This is a genomic window from Aureispira anguillae (assembly GCF_026000115.1).
GTDB classification, from domain to species: domain Bacteria; phylum Bacteroidota; class Bacteroidia; order Chitinophagales; family Saprospiraceae; genus Aureispira; species Aureispira anguillae.
In genome coordinates this window covers 3,726,830-3,742,636 of the sequence record NZ_AP026867.1, presented here as the reverse complement: position 1 = coordinate 3,742,636, position 15,807 = coordinate 3,726,830, and the positions used below count along the sequence as shown (strand labels likewise).

Genomic DNA, 15,807 nt, shown 5'->3' with positions numbered 1-15,807 from the left:
AGTATTTTTAATGCTATTATTTATAATATGAAATTTAAAAATAAGTTTCTTTTGAATGTTTTTAGGAGTGTTTTGGGTGGGCATATGACTGATTGGGAACAAAGTACGCCGCAGAAAGCTGTTATTTTTCCTACAGAAAAATAAGGCTTTCAGGTGTTTGAGCGAAGCGAGTTTCTGAAAGCCTAAGCTTTCAAGAAGATACTTTGTCCAAGAAGTCATCCAGTCCTAGCGTTTTTGGTTCTTTTTGGGCAATGCAAAAAGAACAAGAAGTATTGATTACCCCGCTTTTTGCGATTTTTCTTCTAAAGTGGGGGCTAGATAAAAACTTCTAATGTTCATTTCATTAAAAAGAAATAGTTAGATTTATTGTTATAACTTAATAAACAATGCTTGATAGTTTTTTGAAATTACTAAAATATATTTTGTTTTACTACTGAATCACCCTGCTTAAAATCATTGATAATTTGAAGTTAAATAAAAGGTAACTTCAAATTATCAACGTTAGAAAATCATAGCCTACCTCTATTGCAAGCCACTCAAATAAGAGCCCAATAAATCCTTGAATTGATACCCCTCAGTAAAGCGATCCTTGCTTAGTTTTTTGTGTTCTACCAAAGCCCATAGTACAAACTCTTTTAAGAAATAAGTATCTTCTGGAGATGTATTGGGTTGGTATTTTTGAATTAATGCAGTTAGTGGCAAAATACGGTCTAGCTGAGATCGATAGTCTGTTTCAGGCAATTCATCCAAGAGTTCAAAACTACTTTCTTCAAAGAAAAACTCTAAAATATCCTGATAGGGGCTAGTAGTATTCGGGCGTTCTAGTTTAGAAATTTTAGGAAATAAAGTATTAAACAAAGCGACAATAGCTTCGCCAATTAGTGTTTCAGCAACAAAAGCAGCGCCTTCTTGTTCTCCTTCGTAAACCAATTCAACCTTTCCTGTGATCGAAGGGATAACCCCCATAAAATCGCTTAGACGCACCAACGTTTGTGCATCACCTGACTTGAGTGCTCTGCGTTCGGCTGTACTCAATAAATTTTCAAAAGCAGTAATGCTCATCCTAGCACTGATCCCACTCTTTATATCAATGTATTCACTTTGGCGAGCTTGAAAACTGATTTGCTCTAGCAAGTCTTTGGCTAAAGAAGGTACATGAATGGCCTCTGTCTGACGCTGATCCAGTTGAGCTTCTTGTGCTGTAATGGTTCTGGCAACTTTGATGTTTTGAGGGTAATGGGTCAATATTTGAGAGCCGATTCTATCTTTGAGGGGCGTTACAATACTTCCTCTATTGGTATAATCTTCTGGATTGGCAGTAAAAATAAACTGAACATCCAAAGGCATACGCAATTTAAAGCCTCGAATTTGTATATCCCCTTCTTGGAGAATGTTAAACAGAGCTACTTGTATACGAGCCTGTAAGTCGGGCAATTCATTAATGACAAAAATACAACGATTGGCACGGGGAATCATCCCAAAATGAATAACTCGATCATCGGCATACGTTAATTTTAGCGTGGCTGCTTTGATGGGGTCTACATCACCAATTAAATCTGCAACGGTCACATCTGGAGTAGCCAATTTTTCAGCAAAACGTTCGTCACGATGCACCCATGCAATAGGAGTGTCATCGCCTTTTTGGGCAATTAGGTTGGTGGCAAACCTAGAAATAGGATTGAAAGGATCATCATTGATCTCAGATCCAGCGACAATTGGCATCCATTCGTCCAAGAGTTGAACCATCAAACGAGCCAATCTCGTTTTTGCTTGCCCCCGCAAGCCTAATAAATTGATGTTATGGCGGGACAAAATGGCTCGTTCTAGCTCAGGAATAACAGTATGTTCATAGCCCCAAACCCCTTCAAAGACCGTTTCATTATTTTTTATTTTTTGAATCAAATTGTCTCGCAATTCGTCTTTGATGCTTTTGCTTTGGTAAGCAGATTTTTTTAATGCTCCTAATGTTGTTATTGTATTCATGGTGTTAATACTTTATCGAATTCTTTTTTTTCTATTTTGTTCATAATCAGTGAAAATCATCTCACCAAGCCCTTTTAGCCCTGTATAAAATGCTTTACCTTGGTTGGATTTGGTGAATTGTTCTACAAAATGCATTAAATGAGCATCTTGGGCAATCATAAAGGTTGTAATGGGAATGTGTAGCTTTCTAGCTTGGGCAGCCATATTGTAACATTGATTGACGATATATTTGTCCAAACCAAAACTGTTTTTGTAATAAGTACCATCTTTTTGACGAATGCAACTTGGCTTCCCATCTGTGATCATAAAAATTTGCTTGTTGGTATTGCGTTTACGACGCAGCATATCCATTGCCAATTGTAAGCCTGCTACAGTATTGGTATGGTAAGGACCAACTTTTAGATAAGGCAAATCTTTGATACTAATAGGCCAAGCATCATTGCCAAAAACCAAAATATCTAAAGTGTCTTTAGGGTAACGAGTGGTAATGAGTTCTGCTAGTGCCATTGCTACCTTTTTGGCAGGCGTAATCCGATCTTCGCCGTACAAAATCATACTGTGACTAATGTCAATCATTAATACCGTACTCATTTGTGCTTTAAAGCTAGTTTCCTCAACGACCAAATCATCTTCAGTCAATTTAAAATCACCAATACCATGGTTAATTTGTGCATTGCGCAAGCTTTCGGTCATAGAAATGCGTTCTAATGCATCTCCATAGTGGTAATTTCTAAATTCGCCATTGTGCTCATCGCCCTGTCCGCTGTGTTTGGTTTTATGATTGCCAGCAGCACTACGTTTTAATTTTCCAAAAATTTGGTTGAGCGCCTGCTGTCGAATGGCTCGTTCTGTTTTGGCTGTAATTGCCATTTGACCACTGCCATCTTTAGGATCTATTTCTTCTTTGATATATCCCTTCTTTTTAAGGTCTTCAATAAAGTCATCCATGGAGTACTCTGGTGTTGTAAGTTGGTATTCTTTGTCCAACTCTCGCATCCAGTCCAATGTTTCTTCTACATCGCCAGAGGTATAGGTAATTAACTCTTTGAAGATCTCCAATAACTTATCAAATGGCTCTTGATGTGGAGCTTGGTATGTTTTAAAAATAAACCCCTTTCTATTTGTCATTATCGTGTATCGTTTAATTCTATATCATGAAGTTGTTTAAAAATGGAGTTTTGTTGATAATGAGTACTAAATTTTTAGATAATCGAGGCAAAAATCTAGTTCATAGCAGCGCTATGGGGTAGATTTTTAACGATGAGTAACTAAAAATTAGCTTTCATTAGTAATGTAAGGCTATTCTTAAACAACTTCCATTACTTGCTACATAAGATACTACAAAATTTACAAGATTATGTTCCTTAATCCCCCAATAAAAAGAAAAAGCCCTACAAGAACCACGATAAAGGGCACTTGTAAGGCTAGGTTTTATAAAATAACAACTTACTATTCTTGTAAAATAATTTTTTTAGAATAGGTATTGGCAGTTGTTTTTACAGTTAGGAGATAAATGGCATTGGGCAATTCTTTTAAGTCCAATTCATAACTCATTTGTTGGTTGATTGATTGCTCCAAAACAGTTTTTCCTGTTATTGTTTTTAAGGTCAACTGTTCCAAAGGAGCATCAGAGGAGTTGATATTTAAATTGCCCTTAGTTGGGTTGGGGAAAATCGTAATTTCATTGGCTGTAGAAGCAGCAAGGATGGAGGAATTGGCTAATAGACAGGAGGAAAGAGGGTCGGTAACTTTGATTGTCGAATAACAAGTATCTACATTTCCAGATGCATCCATAACATATAGTGTCGCAGGAGTATTGCCAACATCATTGCAGTTAAATGTTTTAGAAGGCAAGCCATCAATTAGATAAGAAGTGATGCCTATGTTGTCCGAACTATTATGATCTAAATCTATCGCTGAAACTGTGCTAACTCCTGCTGTATTTAAGGGAGCATTAACAATTGATCGACAAGAAGCAATAGGAGCGATAAGATCAACAATAGTAACAGTAGCGACACAGTTAGCGGTATTACCAGCACTATCTCTTACGGTCAACACAACAGTATTAACTCCTATATTATTGGCTCCTAAAATAAAAGAATCTACACCATTAATCCAATAATCCATGATTCCACAATTGTCAAAACTACCATTGTCTATTTGGTGGGGATAGACTACTGTAAACCCTGTTGGTGAAAGCGCAAGTGTAATGTTTTGGCAAATGGCAACAGGAGCTATGTGTTCTCTTGTATAAACTACTGTTGAACAACTGCTTTGATTTCCACTCATATCTGTAGCCGTCATCGTTACGGTTCTTGGACTGCCTACATCATTACAATCGAACAATTCTAGCGTTCCCCAATTGATTATATTGCAGTTGTCAGAAACGCTGCTAATTGCTAGATTAGGTGTCAAAAAAGCAAGACTATTGCTATCCAATGGCAATGAAACCGTATCTATACAGGTAATGTTGGGGGCAATAAGATCTACTACGGTAACAACAGCAGTACAGTGGTCTACATTTCCACTGGAGTCAATTACGGTTAGTATAACAGAATTAGAACCAATATCATCACAACTAAAGGTATCTGTGATTTGCCCATTCACCAAGTAATTTGTAATGCCACAATTATCAGTACTGCCATTATCAATATGAAGGGGATTGATGTGAGCATATCCTGAAGCAGCTAAATGAATGGTAATGTCTTGGCAGACTGCGGTAGGGGAAATGCTATCATTGGCACATTGGCTATAGGAGGAGAAAGAAGAGAAGAGGACAATAAATAATAGGGGGATAAATAAATGTAAGTTCATAGTCGTAATTGTTTTATTATTATTGTTTGTAATTATATGTGTTTAGGTATTAGATGAGCGAAAATATAAATCATCTAATTTTTATAATGTTTTAGTGAAAACAACGGTAGGACAACTTTTGTGTTCTTATAATGGCATTAATGGGAGAGAGGTAACCCTAGGTATTAAAAAAAAAATTATCCTTGATTGGATAATTTGAAAAGGGGAGGAAGGAGGCGAAGCTGATGTTTGACCATTTAGTGCTGTAGAGAGAGGGCATCACAAAAAAAAAGAGCAGCGTAAGCTGCTCTTTTTTTTGTGATGGTTATAGATGCTTGGGTAGGAATTACATACCAAACGCACCTCCACCTTTGCTCATTTCTTCAAACTCTTTTAGAGTCATTTCTTCATAACCTTCAGGAATTTCCATGGAAAATTTTAAATCTTTAGCCGCTTTGGCATCAACTTCTTTAGCGGTAAATGTGATTTTCATTCCCTGTTGTTTTACCTCTATAGAAAGTGGGTAACCTTTTAGGTTAGGATATTGCATTTGCCATTGAGATGTTCCCGCAGGCTGAATGTTTTCACAGATATACATAACAACAGGATCATCTACTCCTGACATGGTGGCAATAGCTTTGTAACATTTGTACCCAGCAATTTTTTTCGTTTGCCCTTTGAAGTATTCTATTTTAGGAGGACTAGCATTTTTGTATTGCTTTTTTTGAAACTCTTTCAGTTCTTCCTCATTCATTTTGACGCCTATTTTTTTATTCATCATAGGTACATTCATCAAAATAAGCCCCTTTTTCTCTTTGTTATCAAACAGCGTATTGGTTGTCATCATACCATTCATCATATTGATGTCAGCACTACTCAAATCGCCCTTAAAACCGATCTTCATGGTCGTCGATCCCATCATAGCAGCAGCAGGATTGTCGCTATCAACCCCCATGTTATAAGTAATGACAGCATCTTTGATTTTTTTGCCATTTTGGGCAGTACTAGCTGTTGTTAAAAAAGAAACTAATAATAGGGTGCAAACTGCAAAAAAAATATTTTTCATTATTCTAGTATTGGTTAAAAAAGTAGGTTGTAGAAAGTTGCCTAAATATAAGTATCCTTTTTTAGTATCAATAAAAGAATTATTAATTCTTAAACAACTTCTATAATAACCCCACTAGCTCAAATTCAGTTCCAAAAATTGAATGATTAGGTCTTGTTGAGCATTTAACGATAAGAAACAATGTACCAACTTTCTAGATCCCCTTTCTTTTTAGAAGGTTTACTTTCATCAACCATCACCCGTACTCCTAACTTAAATTTGCGAGCCATAGAAGTAAGCAACCCTCTGTCAAAATCGCAAGGGTAGGGATTGTAACATTGCATAACAATCTTTTTTTCTGCTTCATCATGGCTAACGAGTTTATAAAAGCCTAAATAGCCATTTCTATGGTTCATATTATAAGCCGTATCGATCAAGCCCAAACCATTTCCAATCGAGTCTATCCCTGGTGGAAATACTGCATTTTCAGGAATTGCTTTCCCTAAGTCGAAAATAGTATTAGGACCATAATTTTCAATTACTTGAGCATAAAAATCTAAGATGCTTTTGACAGGATACCAATTTTCTGTTTGGAGATCGGTCACATCCTGAGCGGCTAAAAGTTTGAGCATGTTGTTCTTTACAAAACCAGGGAGTGAAAAGATTGCAGGGAGAAATGCCTGCCCTAATGTTTCTGCATTAAAGTCAAAAGGTTCCATAATTTTCAATTTGTTTAAGTGTAAGGTAGAGTTGTCTATTGATAAACTTTAAGGGAATATTAGAGGGCTATTAAATTTACTAAAAAAAACTAAAAAGTGCACTATAGTTTAGGGTAAAAAAAAAACCTACATAAACAATTGTCTATGTAGGGATTTATGGGAATTAGCATCTGAATTACTCTATCGAACTATAATTTTACCTGTTTTAATGGATTTAGTCTTCGTTTGTAGGTGATAAATGTAAATTCCTGGCGGGAGATTTTTGCGCTCAATTTTGATGGTTGAGTACTTTTGTGAATGTTGTTTTTGGGCGATATAATTGGCAACGATTTTGCCCGTAAGATCATAAACGTTTAGCAAAAGTGTTTCTTGCACATCTCCCTCTATAAATAAGGTGGTTGCTTGTTCGAAGGGATTGGGGGAGACACTGACATTGAACGCTTGTTTGGGAGCTATAGTAGGAGTGTTGGTAATAATAATTGGGACAAAATTATCTCCAATGGTGTGATAGGTTTGGTTGGTAATCACTGGAGCATTAAAATCAAAGTAAATTTCGGCATGATTATAAATAACCGTACCAATAGGGTTGTTGGCTCGTTGCTGAATGTTATAGACAACAAAGCCATGTGATGCCAATTCATTGACGTTGCTATCGGGCAACATAATATTATTAAAGACAATTCTTAGAACACCTTGACTAGACAGAGACCAAGTATAGTCATGGCTAGCCACTTGCAATTGTAGGGTGGCAGGATCAAGATGTTGAGATAGGGTATCGACAATAATAACTCTAAACGCAGTATCTGTTCCTGTATTTTGAAAGCGAATTTTGTAGGTTAGTGGTGTATTGGCTTCAATATAATGTGCTGCATCATATCCTTTTTGAGTTGCTTGTTTATCATTGGGGTCCCAAGATCCTCTGTTTTGTGTACAATTGAGCGATACAAATGGAGAGCTATTGCCATTGTAAAACGAAGTGATGTATCCTGTATTAAATGTGCCATTGCTATAACTGTTGCAGCCTTCTTGGAAAGCAATAGCTTTGGAACTACCCAATATAGCTGGAAAACCTGTTGCTTGATTTACTTCTATTCGATAGGTTTTGCCAGGAGCGGCAGGGTAGTGCAATTGGGTCGTGGCACCACTACCTAGGCTTACATTACTAATACTAAAAATTACATGATCTTCGTATACTAAATAGGAGAGGTTATTGGCAGCCGTAGCACCCGTATTCTGAATCTGAAAGGTGACCGAATCATTTTGACAGCTACTAGAAGCGTTCATAATTGGACCATTCCAAAAGTTGGGTATACAAATGGAATCTGGAAAAATCCGAGCTTCTGTACAGTGTGTTTGCCCAAATAGAGCTGAGGTGTCAATCGTGCCATAAAGGTGAATTTTGCCGCAATCGCCCACATTTAAATGACCAATATTAAAGGTATAAGTGTTACCGTTTTGGCTACTAAATGGGGTAGAAGTGCTGTCTAGGTTAAAATAGCTGTCTAGTTCTATCTCTATATACACTCCTTGTGCATCTAGTGTACCATGGTTGCAATATTGAGCAACATAATAACTGGGCAACCCTCTGCGTAAAATCATTGCTGCAATATTGACCGTAGGCATTGGGCAACTGATGGTCGGTGAGAGCGGAAGATCAAAGGTGTCGGTAGTGCCAGGTATTAAAAATACGATTGTACTATCAATTGGGCAAAGTGTATCAAAAAAGGGAAAGGGCGAATTTAGCTCAACGGTGTAGGTACCTTTGGGAACATCAACCGTATAAAAACCATCCACATCTGTTTTTGCATAATATTCGGAGGTGGTAGTATTGCTTTTGAATTTTAATATAACATCTTGTAAAGCTATATCGGCACTATCTAAGTGACAAGAATTGTCATAATCTGTAAATACATTTCCTTGAATAATGTTCGTCTTATAACGCCCTAAACTATCTGTTTTGATGACCCAAGTTTTGTTTCCGTTATAACCCGTTAGGAGGTACCCATGGTCAGAGGTTGGTATAACATCATAAAATCGAACAGAATAAAAATAAGAACCATCGTAAAGGTCACGACTCCATTCTATATTCCAATTGGCATCTAGTTTAATCAAATAGTTCCTATCTTGGTTTGCAGCCCAGTAATTATTAATAACCAAGATATAACCCCCATCATTGGTGCTTTTAATAGCAGATCTAAGATCAGGTTTTTTTATGGCTAAATTTCCAAGGATGCCAATCGTTTCTATTCTTTTTATTCTTAACGTACTATCAAATTCTACTAAGTATTTATCTGTGAGAGCAATTAAACCATCCTCTGCTGTTTGAGTAACGGCACAAACACGATTGGAGTTGGAGGCATAATTACTTCCTGTATCAATCGGAATATTAGTATACCAATAAACATTTCCATTGGGCAAGCTATCTACTTGGGTAATTACAGTTCCAGCCGCATCATATTCATAAATAGAACCTCTTTCTCGGTGTACTCGAACCAAATTGCCATTGGCTTGTTCAAAAATATAATCGGGGTTGTCATGAAAACTAGGTTTGCCATGATGGTATACTTTATTTTCCCAAATAGGAATGCCCATAGCAGAAACCCGCTGCATAACAATGCGATAATCATTGCCAAAGGTAGGATCTGGATTGCCAAATTCCTTTAGAATTAGATAATCGCCATTAGTAAGTTCTTGCAATCTAGCGGTAAAAAATAGCGTGTTATTACTGGTGTCACTGGGGTATAATTGTTGCCATTGTAGATTGCCATTGGCATCTAGTTTGGTTAAGGCTAGGCTGTCATCGCCTAAGCCAAATAATTCTACAAAAGCATATCCACCATCGCTTGTTACGAGTGCATCGAGTCGTATACTTTGATGAATGTAGTTGTTGGGAAAATCCGAAGAGGTGTATTTTTGTTCTTGCACAACCTGACCCAAGGTATCGATTAGGGTCCAACGAGCTGCTCCATCTTGCCCTGTTAGAGGAGAGACGGTTGAACTCATCATTACATATTGTTGGTTGCTCGTTTCGTGTACGAAAAAGCCTTTACCTGCATAGGCTGTATTGTTATTGAAGTCGTTGCCTAACTTTCTTTCCCAGACTTGTTGGGATTGGGCAGTGACCTGAATACTATAAAGTATTAGCAAGTTTAGGAATATTGTGTAACAAAGAGAGGACTTCATAGTTTTTATTTTTTTAGTATAAACGACAATAATTTAATTGACAATACAAAAATAGACCTTCCTTATTTGCTTCCACAGTACATATTTTTTATTTTCTCGGATATTATAAGCTAAAAAAAAAGATAAATAGTGCTAACAAGTAAATTAGTAGAAGTCTACAAAACACTAAATAGGATAGAGGTAAGACGGTTTAAAAAATGGTTAAAATCTCCTGCACATAACCAACATGATAAAGTTATAAAACTATTTGATTTTATTGATTCTAGGTATACCTTGTCCGAAAAAACACTGTCTAAAAAACGGGCATTTAAGTATTTGTCCTTGGGAACTGTTTATAAGGAAGATTCGTTAAATCATATTATGTCTTATGCCTATCAAAGCTTAATTGAATTTCTCGGATATAATCGACTAATTCAAGAGAAAAATAAGATCAATTATTGGCAATTAAAAGAGCTAAGAGAACGCCAATTGCCGAATCTAGCTCAACAGTTGTTAAGAAGTACCTCTAGTGATCTAGAAAAACAAGCCTTGAGAAATGAAACGTATTATTTGGAGGTTTATAATTTGGAGGCAGAACGCATGCACTTAAAAACATTATCGAATCGAAATGCGCCCAATAACTTGCCTGCTATTTTTGAATCGTTGTCTAGCTTTTTTATGATGGCAACGTTGCGTTATGCTTGTATCGCTATTTCTCATACACAGGTGCATAAAACAAATTATTCGATCCCATTTTTAGAGCAGATATTGGATTATGTTACCAATGCTAAAGAGACCGTTCCTGCGGTTTTATACATTTATTATTGTGCTTACATGGCTTTAAAATATCCCCAAAAAACGACTTACTTTACTCAATTAAAAACGGTCTTTTTTAAGTCGGCTGGCTATATGGATAAGAAGGAACAGCGGGATGTTTTATTGATGACGATTAATTATTGTATCCGAAGCCTAAACCAGCAAAGAAACGAACAGGCAGCAGCAGAAGCTTTAGAATTGTATCAGTATGGCTTAGAACATCAGATCTTGATGGAACATGGAATTTTGAGCAAATTTGCCTTTAATAATATTGTTTCCTTAGGGCTTAAACAAAAGCATTTTGTCTGGGTAGAACAGTTTATTCAAACGCATGGCGTTTCCTTGGATAGAAGCTATCAAAAGAGCCATGTTCACTATAATACGGCAAAATTGTTTTTTGCACAACAACGTTATGACGAGGTTTTAGCCTTATTGGTTTGCATGGAATACGATGATATTTTGATGAATATAGATGCCAAAGTGATGTTGATAAAAATCTATTATCAATATCAATATTTTGATGCTTTGGATGCATTGCTCAATAGCTTTACGGTCTTTTTACAACGCAAATCTATGTTGAGTTATCATCGAGACAATTATATTTATTTTATACAGTTTACAAAGCGCTTATTTTATCTCGCCAATTATGATAAAAAAGGAAAAATTCAACTCAAAAAAGCCATAGAATCTACCAATCCCTTGACAGAAAGACAATGGTTGTTGCGACAATTAGATGGGGTGTAAATGGGAGTCTTAGAGTGCTTGCCAATAGTCTTCAGGCAATGTAAAATTAGCTTGATTGACTAAATCTAAACCAGGATAAACAATTTTGGAAAGGAAAAGCCCTTGTGGATGTGCAGGGCGAATGAGCTGGGGGCGTTGTTGGGTGGCTAGATTTTGTTCAAATTCGTCAATGGAATATTTGTCTGTTCCAATCTCTAGCAATTTTTGAACAAGTATACGAATTTGCCCCCTCAAAAATCGGTTGGCTGTAATTTGAAAGCGTATTTTTTTATGATCTTTTGTGCAAAATAGTTTAGCCGAGCGCACATCACAAAGAGTAGTATTGTGCAAATCGGGTTGCTTGCAAAATGCCTTATAATCTTTGTATTTGGGCAACAAAGCGACGGCTTTTTTCATTTTGTTTAGATCCAATTCATAATCGACATACAAAGAACTGATGTCATTGGTAAATGGGTCTTTTTGGTTGTGAATAAAATAATCATAAACCCGTTCTACAGCACTGAACCTAGCGTGTAAATTAGAGTCTATCGTTATAATTTCAAAAATGGCGATGCTAGGAGGTAAGATTTTGTTCATAACAAAGACAAAGTTCTCTCTTAGTGGAACTGCCAAATCTGTATGAAAAAAAAACTGACTGGCATGCACTCCTGCATCCGTACGACCGCAACCAATAATTGTTATTGCAGGTAATTTGAGGGCTTGAGCGAGTTTAGTTTCTAATACTTCTTGAACCGAGCGGACATTGGGCTGCCGTTGCCAACCTCTATAGTGTGTGCCATTATAGGCAATGTGAAAAAAATAGCGTGTCAAAAGAAATGGTTTGTTTTTGAGTGTATTGGCGTCAAAGAACCACAAATTTTTAAAGATTCAAGTGGATACCTTTTATTTATTTTCTTCTCCTGTTTCTATGGGAATACGAATCATTTTATGCTCATCTTCCCAAAGCAAAAATTCTTCGATTTCATGCGTAAAGTTATTGTAGACCCAAGTTAATAGCGCCAAATCATCTAACAAACCAGCAGCCAAAAAATCGGGAATTAAATCTATAGGAGAGACAAAATATATAATCGCTGCAAGACTTAATGCAATATTGGTTTTCGAAATACCTTTGTATTCTCCTTTTACATAAGCTCGGATCATACGAGTAAGTAATTCGATTTTTTCTCTGGTATCTGCTGCAAATTCACGAATAGATTCGTATTTTTTGAGATGCTCTAACGAGTTTTTTAAGATTCGAAAAACAGCGAGTGGTTTGTGCAATATACTATAAGCTGTTTTTACAAAAAGTTTATAGAACAAGCTTTCAGATACTTTGCGCCCATCCTTTTCTAGCATTTCTTCCTGATTCTTTTTGCTTGATTTTTTTTGAGAATCAAGTGGTTCTTTTTCTACTTCTTTTGCTTTAGCAAATAACTTCTTTCTCATATTTATCATTACTCCGTTGAAAAATCGTACTATATTGATTATCAGTGTTGTGTGTGTTGCAAGTGCTAAAAAACTGATAATCAATGTAGTGCAAGATGTTTTTTTATGTTTTTTACTAAAAAACTAAAAAATCAATGGAGTATTAATTTATCATTACTCCGTTGATTATTCATATATAGGGAACAAGGGGTTGTATATTACATAAACCTAAAAGGCAAAGGACAAGTTCCCTATTCTAAGTCCCGTTCTTGCATCCAACCCAATAATTCTTTAAAACTACTTTCTAAGTCCTCCATTTGCTCATCAAGAATGTTCCCTTTTTGTTGGGCACATCTCCTGAATACTTCAATTTCTTCTAAATCTTGTAAACTTTGTAAGCCCTCATTGGGTTCGTTATTCCATAAGCCATTGTTTGAATTAGATTCTTTTAGGATCATAATTTCAGCAGGTTTATCCGAAATAATCTCTTCCAAATCACTCGATAAATTGGGCGAATGATGATCGGTTTCTACTATAATTCTGAGCCAAGTGTCTAAGATAACATTTGTATCTAGATTTTCTAGTTTTTCTTTGATTTCCTCCAATGTACCTTTATAAGTACGCAATTTTCGTTTGAGTGGTACTTTTATTGATTTTCGACGGACTATTTTCCGTTCTTCAAATTCTATTAAACAAACAACTTGAGCATAATTAAGTTCACTAAAATCCAGTGGGATTAAAGCCCCTGAATACCAAATAGGGCGCTCTTTGTCAATTTGTTGAACTCGGTGTAAGTGACCAAGTGCCACATAATCAAAGTCCTCGGAAAAGCTTTCTGCTCCAATAATTCCCAAAGAACCAATATGAATACTATTGGGACGATCTTGCCGTTCACCTCCTGCGGCATATAAATGCCCTGTTACAATGATAGGAACATTGGCGGTTTGATAAGCTTTTAGTTCGGTTTCAATTTCTTTGTAATGTTGTTGAATACCTATTCTAAGGCTTTCTTCCCGTTGTTCAGAGCTTTCTCCTGCAATACTTTTTCGGATGTCCTTATCTCTTAGATAAGGTACGGCACCAACAACTGCTTTTAGATGATCATCGTTTCCTTTAATCTCAATGATTTGACGATTCCTATCTTCTGCAATATGGCCAATAACATGAACATTAAGCAACTTGAACAACTCTTTGGAGGCATCTAACATATTGGCAGAGTCATGATTGCCTGCTACAATGACAATATCTTCACAACAAGTAGGAACGAGCTTTTTTAGGAAGTTAAAATAAAGTTTTCTTGCATAATTAGGCGGATTATCTGCATCAAAAATATCTCCAGCGACTACCAATAGTTCGATTTGTTCTTCTTGAATGTACTGCACCAACCAATCTAAGGCAGCTTTGTGTTCTTGTTCTCGATTGCGATGAAAAAACTTTTGTCCCAAATGCCAATCTGCTGTATGTAGTATTTTCATAATCTAGCTCTTATTCTTTTGTTCTTTGATTTCCTAAGACCGCAGGTAATCAACGGAGTATTACTAAGATTAAACTTGGTTAAAAAATTCTGCCTTTAAATCATAAATTTCAGCATATTTTTGCCGAGCATAATCCATAAAATACTTGAGGTTAAGCCCCTCACCAGTAATTCGATGGCAAAGCTCCTCTGATGTATATTTTTGCCCATGCTGATGGATGTGATGGCGCAACCAATCTAAGAGCGATTGCATATTGCCTTTGGCAATTTCTTGCTCCAATTCAGGCATATCTTTTTTTGCCTTCGCATAGAATTGAGCAGCATAAAAACTCCCTAAAGAATAAGTTGGGAAATAGCCAAACAGCCCCTCAGCCCAATGCACATCTTGTAAGATTCCATAAGTAGCATGAGGGACATCTAAGTCCAAAAATTCTTTGTATTTCTGATTCCAAACTTCTTCCAGTGTTTCTACATCATAACTGCCATCTAATAAGCCCTTTTCTATTTCGTAGCGAATTAGGATATGCAAGTGGTAGTGGATTTCATCAGCAATGGTTCTTAGATAATTGGGTTCTATTTGATTAATGGCCTTGTAGAATTGTTTTAATGTAATATCTCCCAATGCCGTAGGGAAAAAATCTTGCATTCGAGAAAAGTTGGCTTGCCAATAGAACCAACTCATCCCCACTTGGTTTTCCCACAAGCGAGATTGAGACTCGTGAATACCTATAGAGGTAGGCATGCCCAAAGGAAGGCCATAATACTTTAGCTGTAGCCCCATTTCGTACAAGGCATGCCCTCCTTCATGAAGGCAGCCTCCAATCATTTCAATTGGATTATCCTCTTTTATACTGGTTGTTATGCGGACATCGTTGGCAGAGAATGCCGTTGTAAATGGATGTTCAGAGATATCTTGACGACCTGCTTCAAAATCATAGCCCATCTGTTTTAGTAATTCTAAGCCAAAATCCCATTGTTTTTTCTTGTCATAATGACGATGCAAAAAATTTTTTTTGCTAGGAGTTCCTTTTTCCCTAATTTCTTTAGCAAAAGCAACCAATTGTTTCCGAACATCGCCAAATAAAACATCTAATTGAGCGACCGTAGCCCCTTTTTCGAATTCATTGATTAAGGCATTGTAGGGATGATCTTGATAACCAATAAATTCAGCTTTTTGCTTGAGCAAATCAACAATTACCTGCAATTCGGGTTTGAACAGCGCATAATCTTTTGCTTTGCGTGCTTTTATCCATGCATGGAAGGCATTGGTTTTTGCCTTGGAAAAAGCCATGACAAATTCCGTCGGAAGTTTTCTTTCAGTATTATATAGGACTAAACTGAGTTCAACGTTTTTGGCTTCATTTTCTGATAATTCATGACGGTTGTCATAAAGTGTTTTTAACAAGTCTCCTAATTCTTCATTGATGGCCCACTCGTGAACAGTGGCGGATAAGGTGGCTATTTGTTGCCCACGTAGTTGAGCGCCTTTTGCGGATGCATGTACTTCATTATCCCAATGTAAGAGGGCAAGCGTACTATTTATATCTTGTATTTTTTGTAAATGGCTAACATATTGATTGTACTGTTCTTTTAGTAGAGACATAGTCTTTAACTATTTTGATCATTTATTATAGGGGAATAATACTATTTAGGATAGTATCTATATT

General features: G+C 36.5%; 11 protein-coding genes. 1 reads left to right on the top strand and 10 read right to left on the bottom strand.

All coding sequences use genetic code 11. The features are described from left to right. Nucleotides 1–522: 522 nt before the first annotated feature. From AsAng_RS14665 to AsAng_RS14640, 6 genes are all read right to left on the bottom strand, one after another. Entirely contained in the window at nucleotides 523–1,983 is a 1,461-nt protein-coding gene (locus AsAng_RS14665) for a sigma 54-interacting transcriptional regulator (protein WP_264793537.1), read from the bottom strand. A 12-nt stretch (nucleotides 1,984–1,995) separates the two neighbouring features. Next, on the bottom strand, nucleotides 1,996–3,111 hold the full coding sequence (locus tag AsAng_RS14660; protein ID WP_264793536.1) for a vWA domain-containing protein: 1,116 nt from the start codon (nucleotides 3,109–3,111) through the stop codon (nucleotides 1,996–1,998). Nucleotides 3,112–3,432: 321 nt separating this feature from the next. Then, the gene (locus tag AsAng_RS14655) at nucleotides 3,433–4,797 is read right to left on the bottom strand and encodes a T9SS type A sorting domain-containing protein (protein ID WP_264793535.1); all 1,365 of its coding nucleotides are present in this window, start codon (nucleotides 4,795–4,797) and stop codon (nucleotides 3,433–3,435) included. 325 nt (nucleotides 4,798–5,122) lie between these two features. Continuing rightward, a complete protein-coding gene (locus AsAng_RS14650) occupies nucleotides 5,123–5,842 on the bottom strand; it encodes a hypothetical protein (protein WP_264793534.1) in 720 nt (239 codons plus the stop codon). Between the two features lie 164 nt (nucleotides 5,843–6,006). After that, on the bottom strand, nucleotides 6,007–6,540 hold the full coding sequence (locus tag AsAng_RS14645) for a hypothetical protein (RefSeq protein WP_264793533.1): 534 nt from the start codon (nucleotides 6,538–6,540) through the stop codon (nucleotides 6,007–6,009). Nucleotides 6,541–6,720: 180 nt separating this feature from the next. After that, complete coding sequence (locus AsAng_RS14640; RefSeq protein ID WP_264793532.1) at nucleotides 6,721–9,723, bottom strand: T9SS type A sorting domain-containing protein; 3,003 nt, start codon at nucleotides 9,721–9,723, stop codon at nucleotides 6,721–6,723. Nucleotides 9,724–9,852: 129 nt separating this feature from the next. On the opposite strand from AsAng_RS14640, the gene AsAng_RS14635 reads away from it, so the two are divergent. Next, the gene (locus tag AsAng_RS14635) at nucleotides 9,853–11,262 is read left to right on the top strand and encodes a hypothetical protein (protein WP_264793531.1); all 1,410 of its coding nucleotides are present in this window, start codon (nucleotides 9,853–9,855) and stop codon (nucleotides 11,260–11,262) included. 9 nt (nucleotides 11,263–11,271) lie between these two features. Here the strand turns inward: AsAng_RS14635 and truA are convergent, their stop codons facing one another. The 4 genes from truA to AsAng_RS14615 form a co-directional block, all read right to left on the bottom strand. After that, a complete protein-coding gene (truA, locus tag AsAng_RS14630; protein ID WP_264793530.1) occupies nucleotides 11,272–12,072 on the bottom strand; it encodes a tRNA pseudouridine(38-40) synthase TruA in 801 nt (266 codons plus the stop codon). Nucleotides 12,073–12,144: 72 nt separating this feature from the next. Next, nucleotides 12,145–12,687 (bottom strand): YkvA family protein, encoded by a 543-nt coding sequence (locus AsAng_RS14625; RefSeq protein ID WP_264793529.1) that lies wholly within the window; start codon nucleotides 12,685–12,687, stop codon nucleotides 12,145–12,147. A 230-nt stretch (nucleotides 12,688–12,917) separates the two neighbouring features. After that, on the bottom strand, nucleotides 12,918–14,141 hold the full coding sequence (locus AsAng_RS14620; protein WP_264793528.1) for an exonuclease SbcCD subunit D C-terminal domain-containing protein: 1,224 nt from the start codon (nucleotides 14,139–14,141) through the stop codon (nucleotides 12,918–12,920). Between the two features lie 69 nt (nucleotides 14,142–14,210). Further along, nucleotides 14,211–15,743, bottom strand: coding sequence for a carboxypeptidase M32 (locus AsAng_RS14615; protein WP_264793527.1), 1,533 nt, complete (start codon nucleotides 15,741–15,743; stop codon nucleotides 14,211–14,213). Between the last annotated feature and the right edge of the window lie 64 nt (nucleotides 15,744–15,807).

Coding starts and splice junctions, on each gene's coding strand:
- AsAng_RS14665 (WP_264793537.1), bottom strand. CDS start 1,983: ATGAATACAATAACAACATTAGGAGCATTAAAAAAATCTGCTTACCAA.
- AsAng_RS14660 (WP_264793536.1), bottom strand. CDS start 3,111: ATGACAAATAGAAAGGGGTTTATTTTTAAAACATACCAAGCTCCACAT.
- AsAng_RS14655 (WP_264793535.1), bottom strand. CDS start 4,797: ATGAACTTACATTTATTTATCCCCCTATTATTTATTGTCCTCTTCTCT.
- AsAng_RS14650 (WP_264793534.1), bottom strand. CDS start 5,842: ATGAAAAATATTTTTTTTGCAGTTTGCACCCTATTATTAGTTTCTTTT.
- AsAng_RS14645 (WP_264793533.1), bottom strand. CDS start 6,540: ATGGAACCTTTTGACTTTAATGCAGAAACATTAGGGCAGGCATTTCTC.
- AsAng_RS14640 (WP_264793532.1), bottom strand. CDS start 9,723: ATGAAGTCCTCTCTTTGTTACACAATATTCCTAAACTTGCTAATACTT.
- AsAng_RS14625 (WP_264793529.1), bottom strand. CDS start 12,687: ATGAGAAAGAAGTTATTTGCTAAAGCAAAAGAAGTAGAAAAAGAACCA.
- AsAng_RS14620 (WP_264793528.1), bottom strand. CDS start 14,141: ATGAAAATACTACATACAGCAGATTGGCATTTGGGACAAAAGTTTTTT.
- AsAng_RS14615 (WP_264793527.1), bottom strand. CDS start 15,743: ATGTCTCTACTAAAAGAACAGTACAATCAATATGTTAGCCATTTACAA.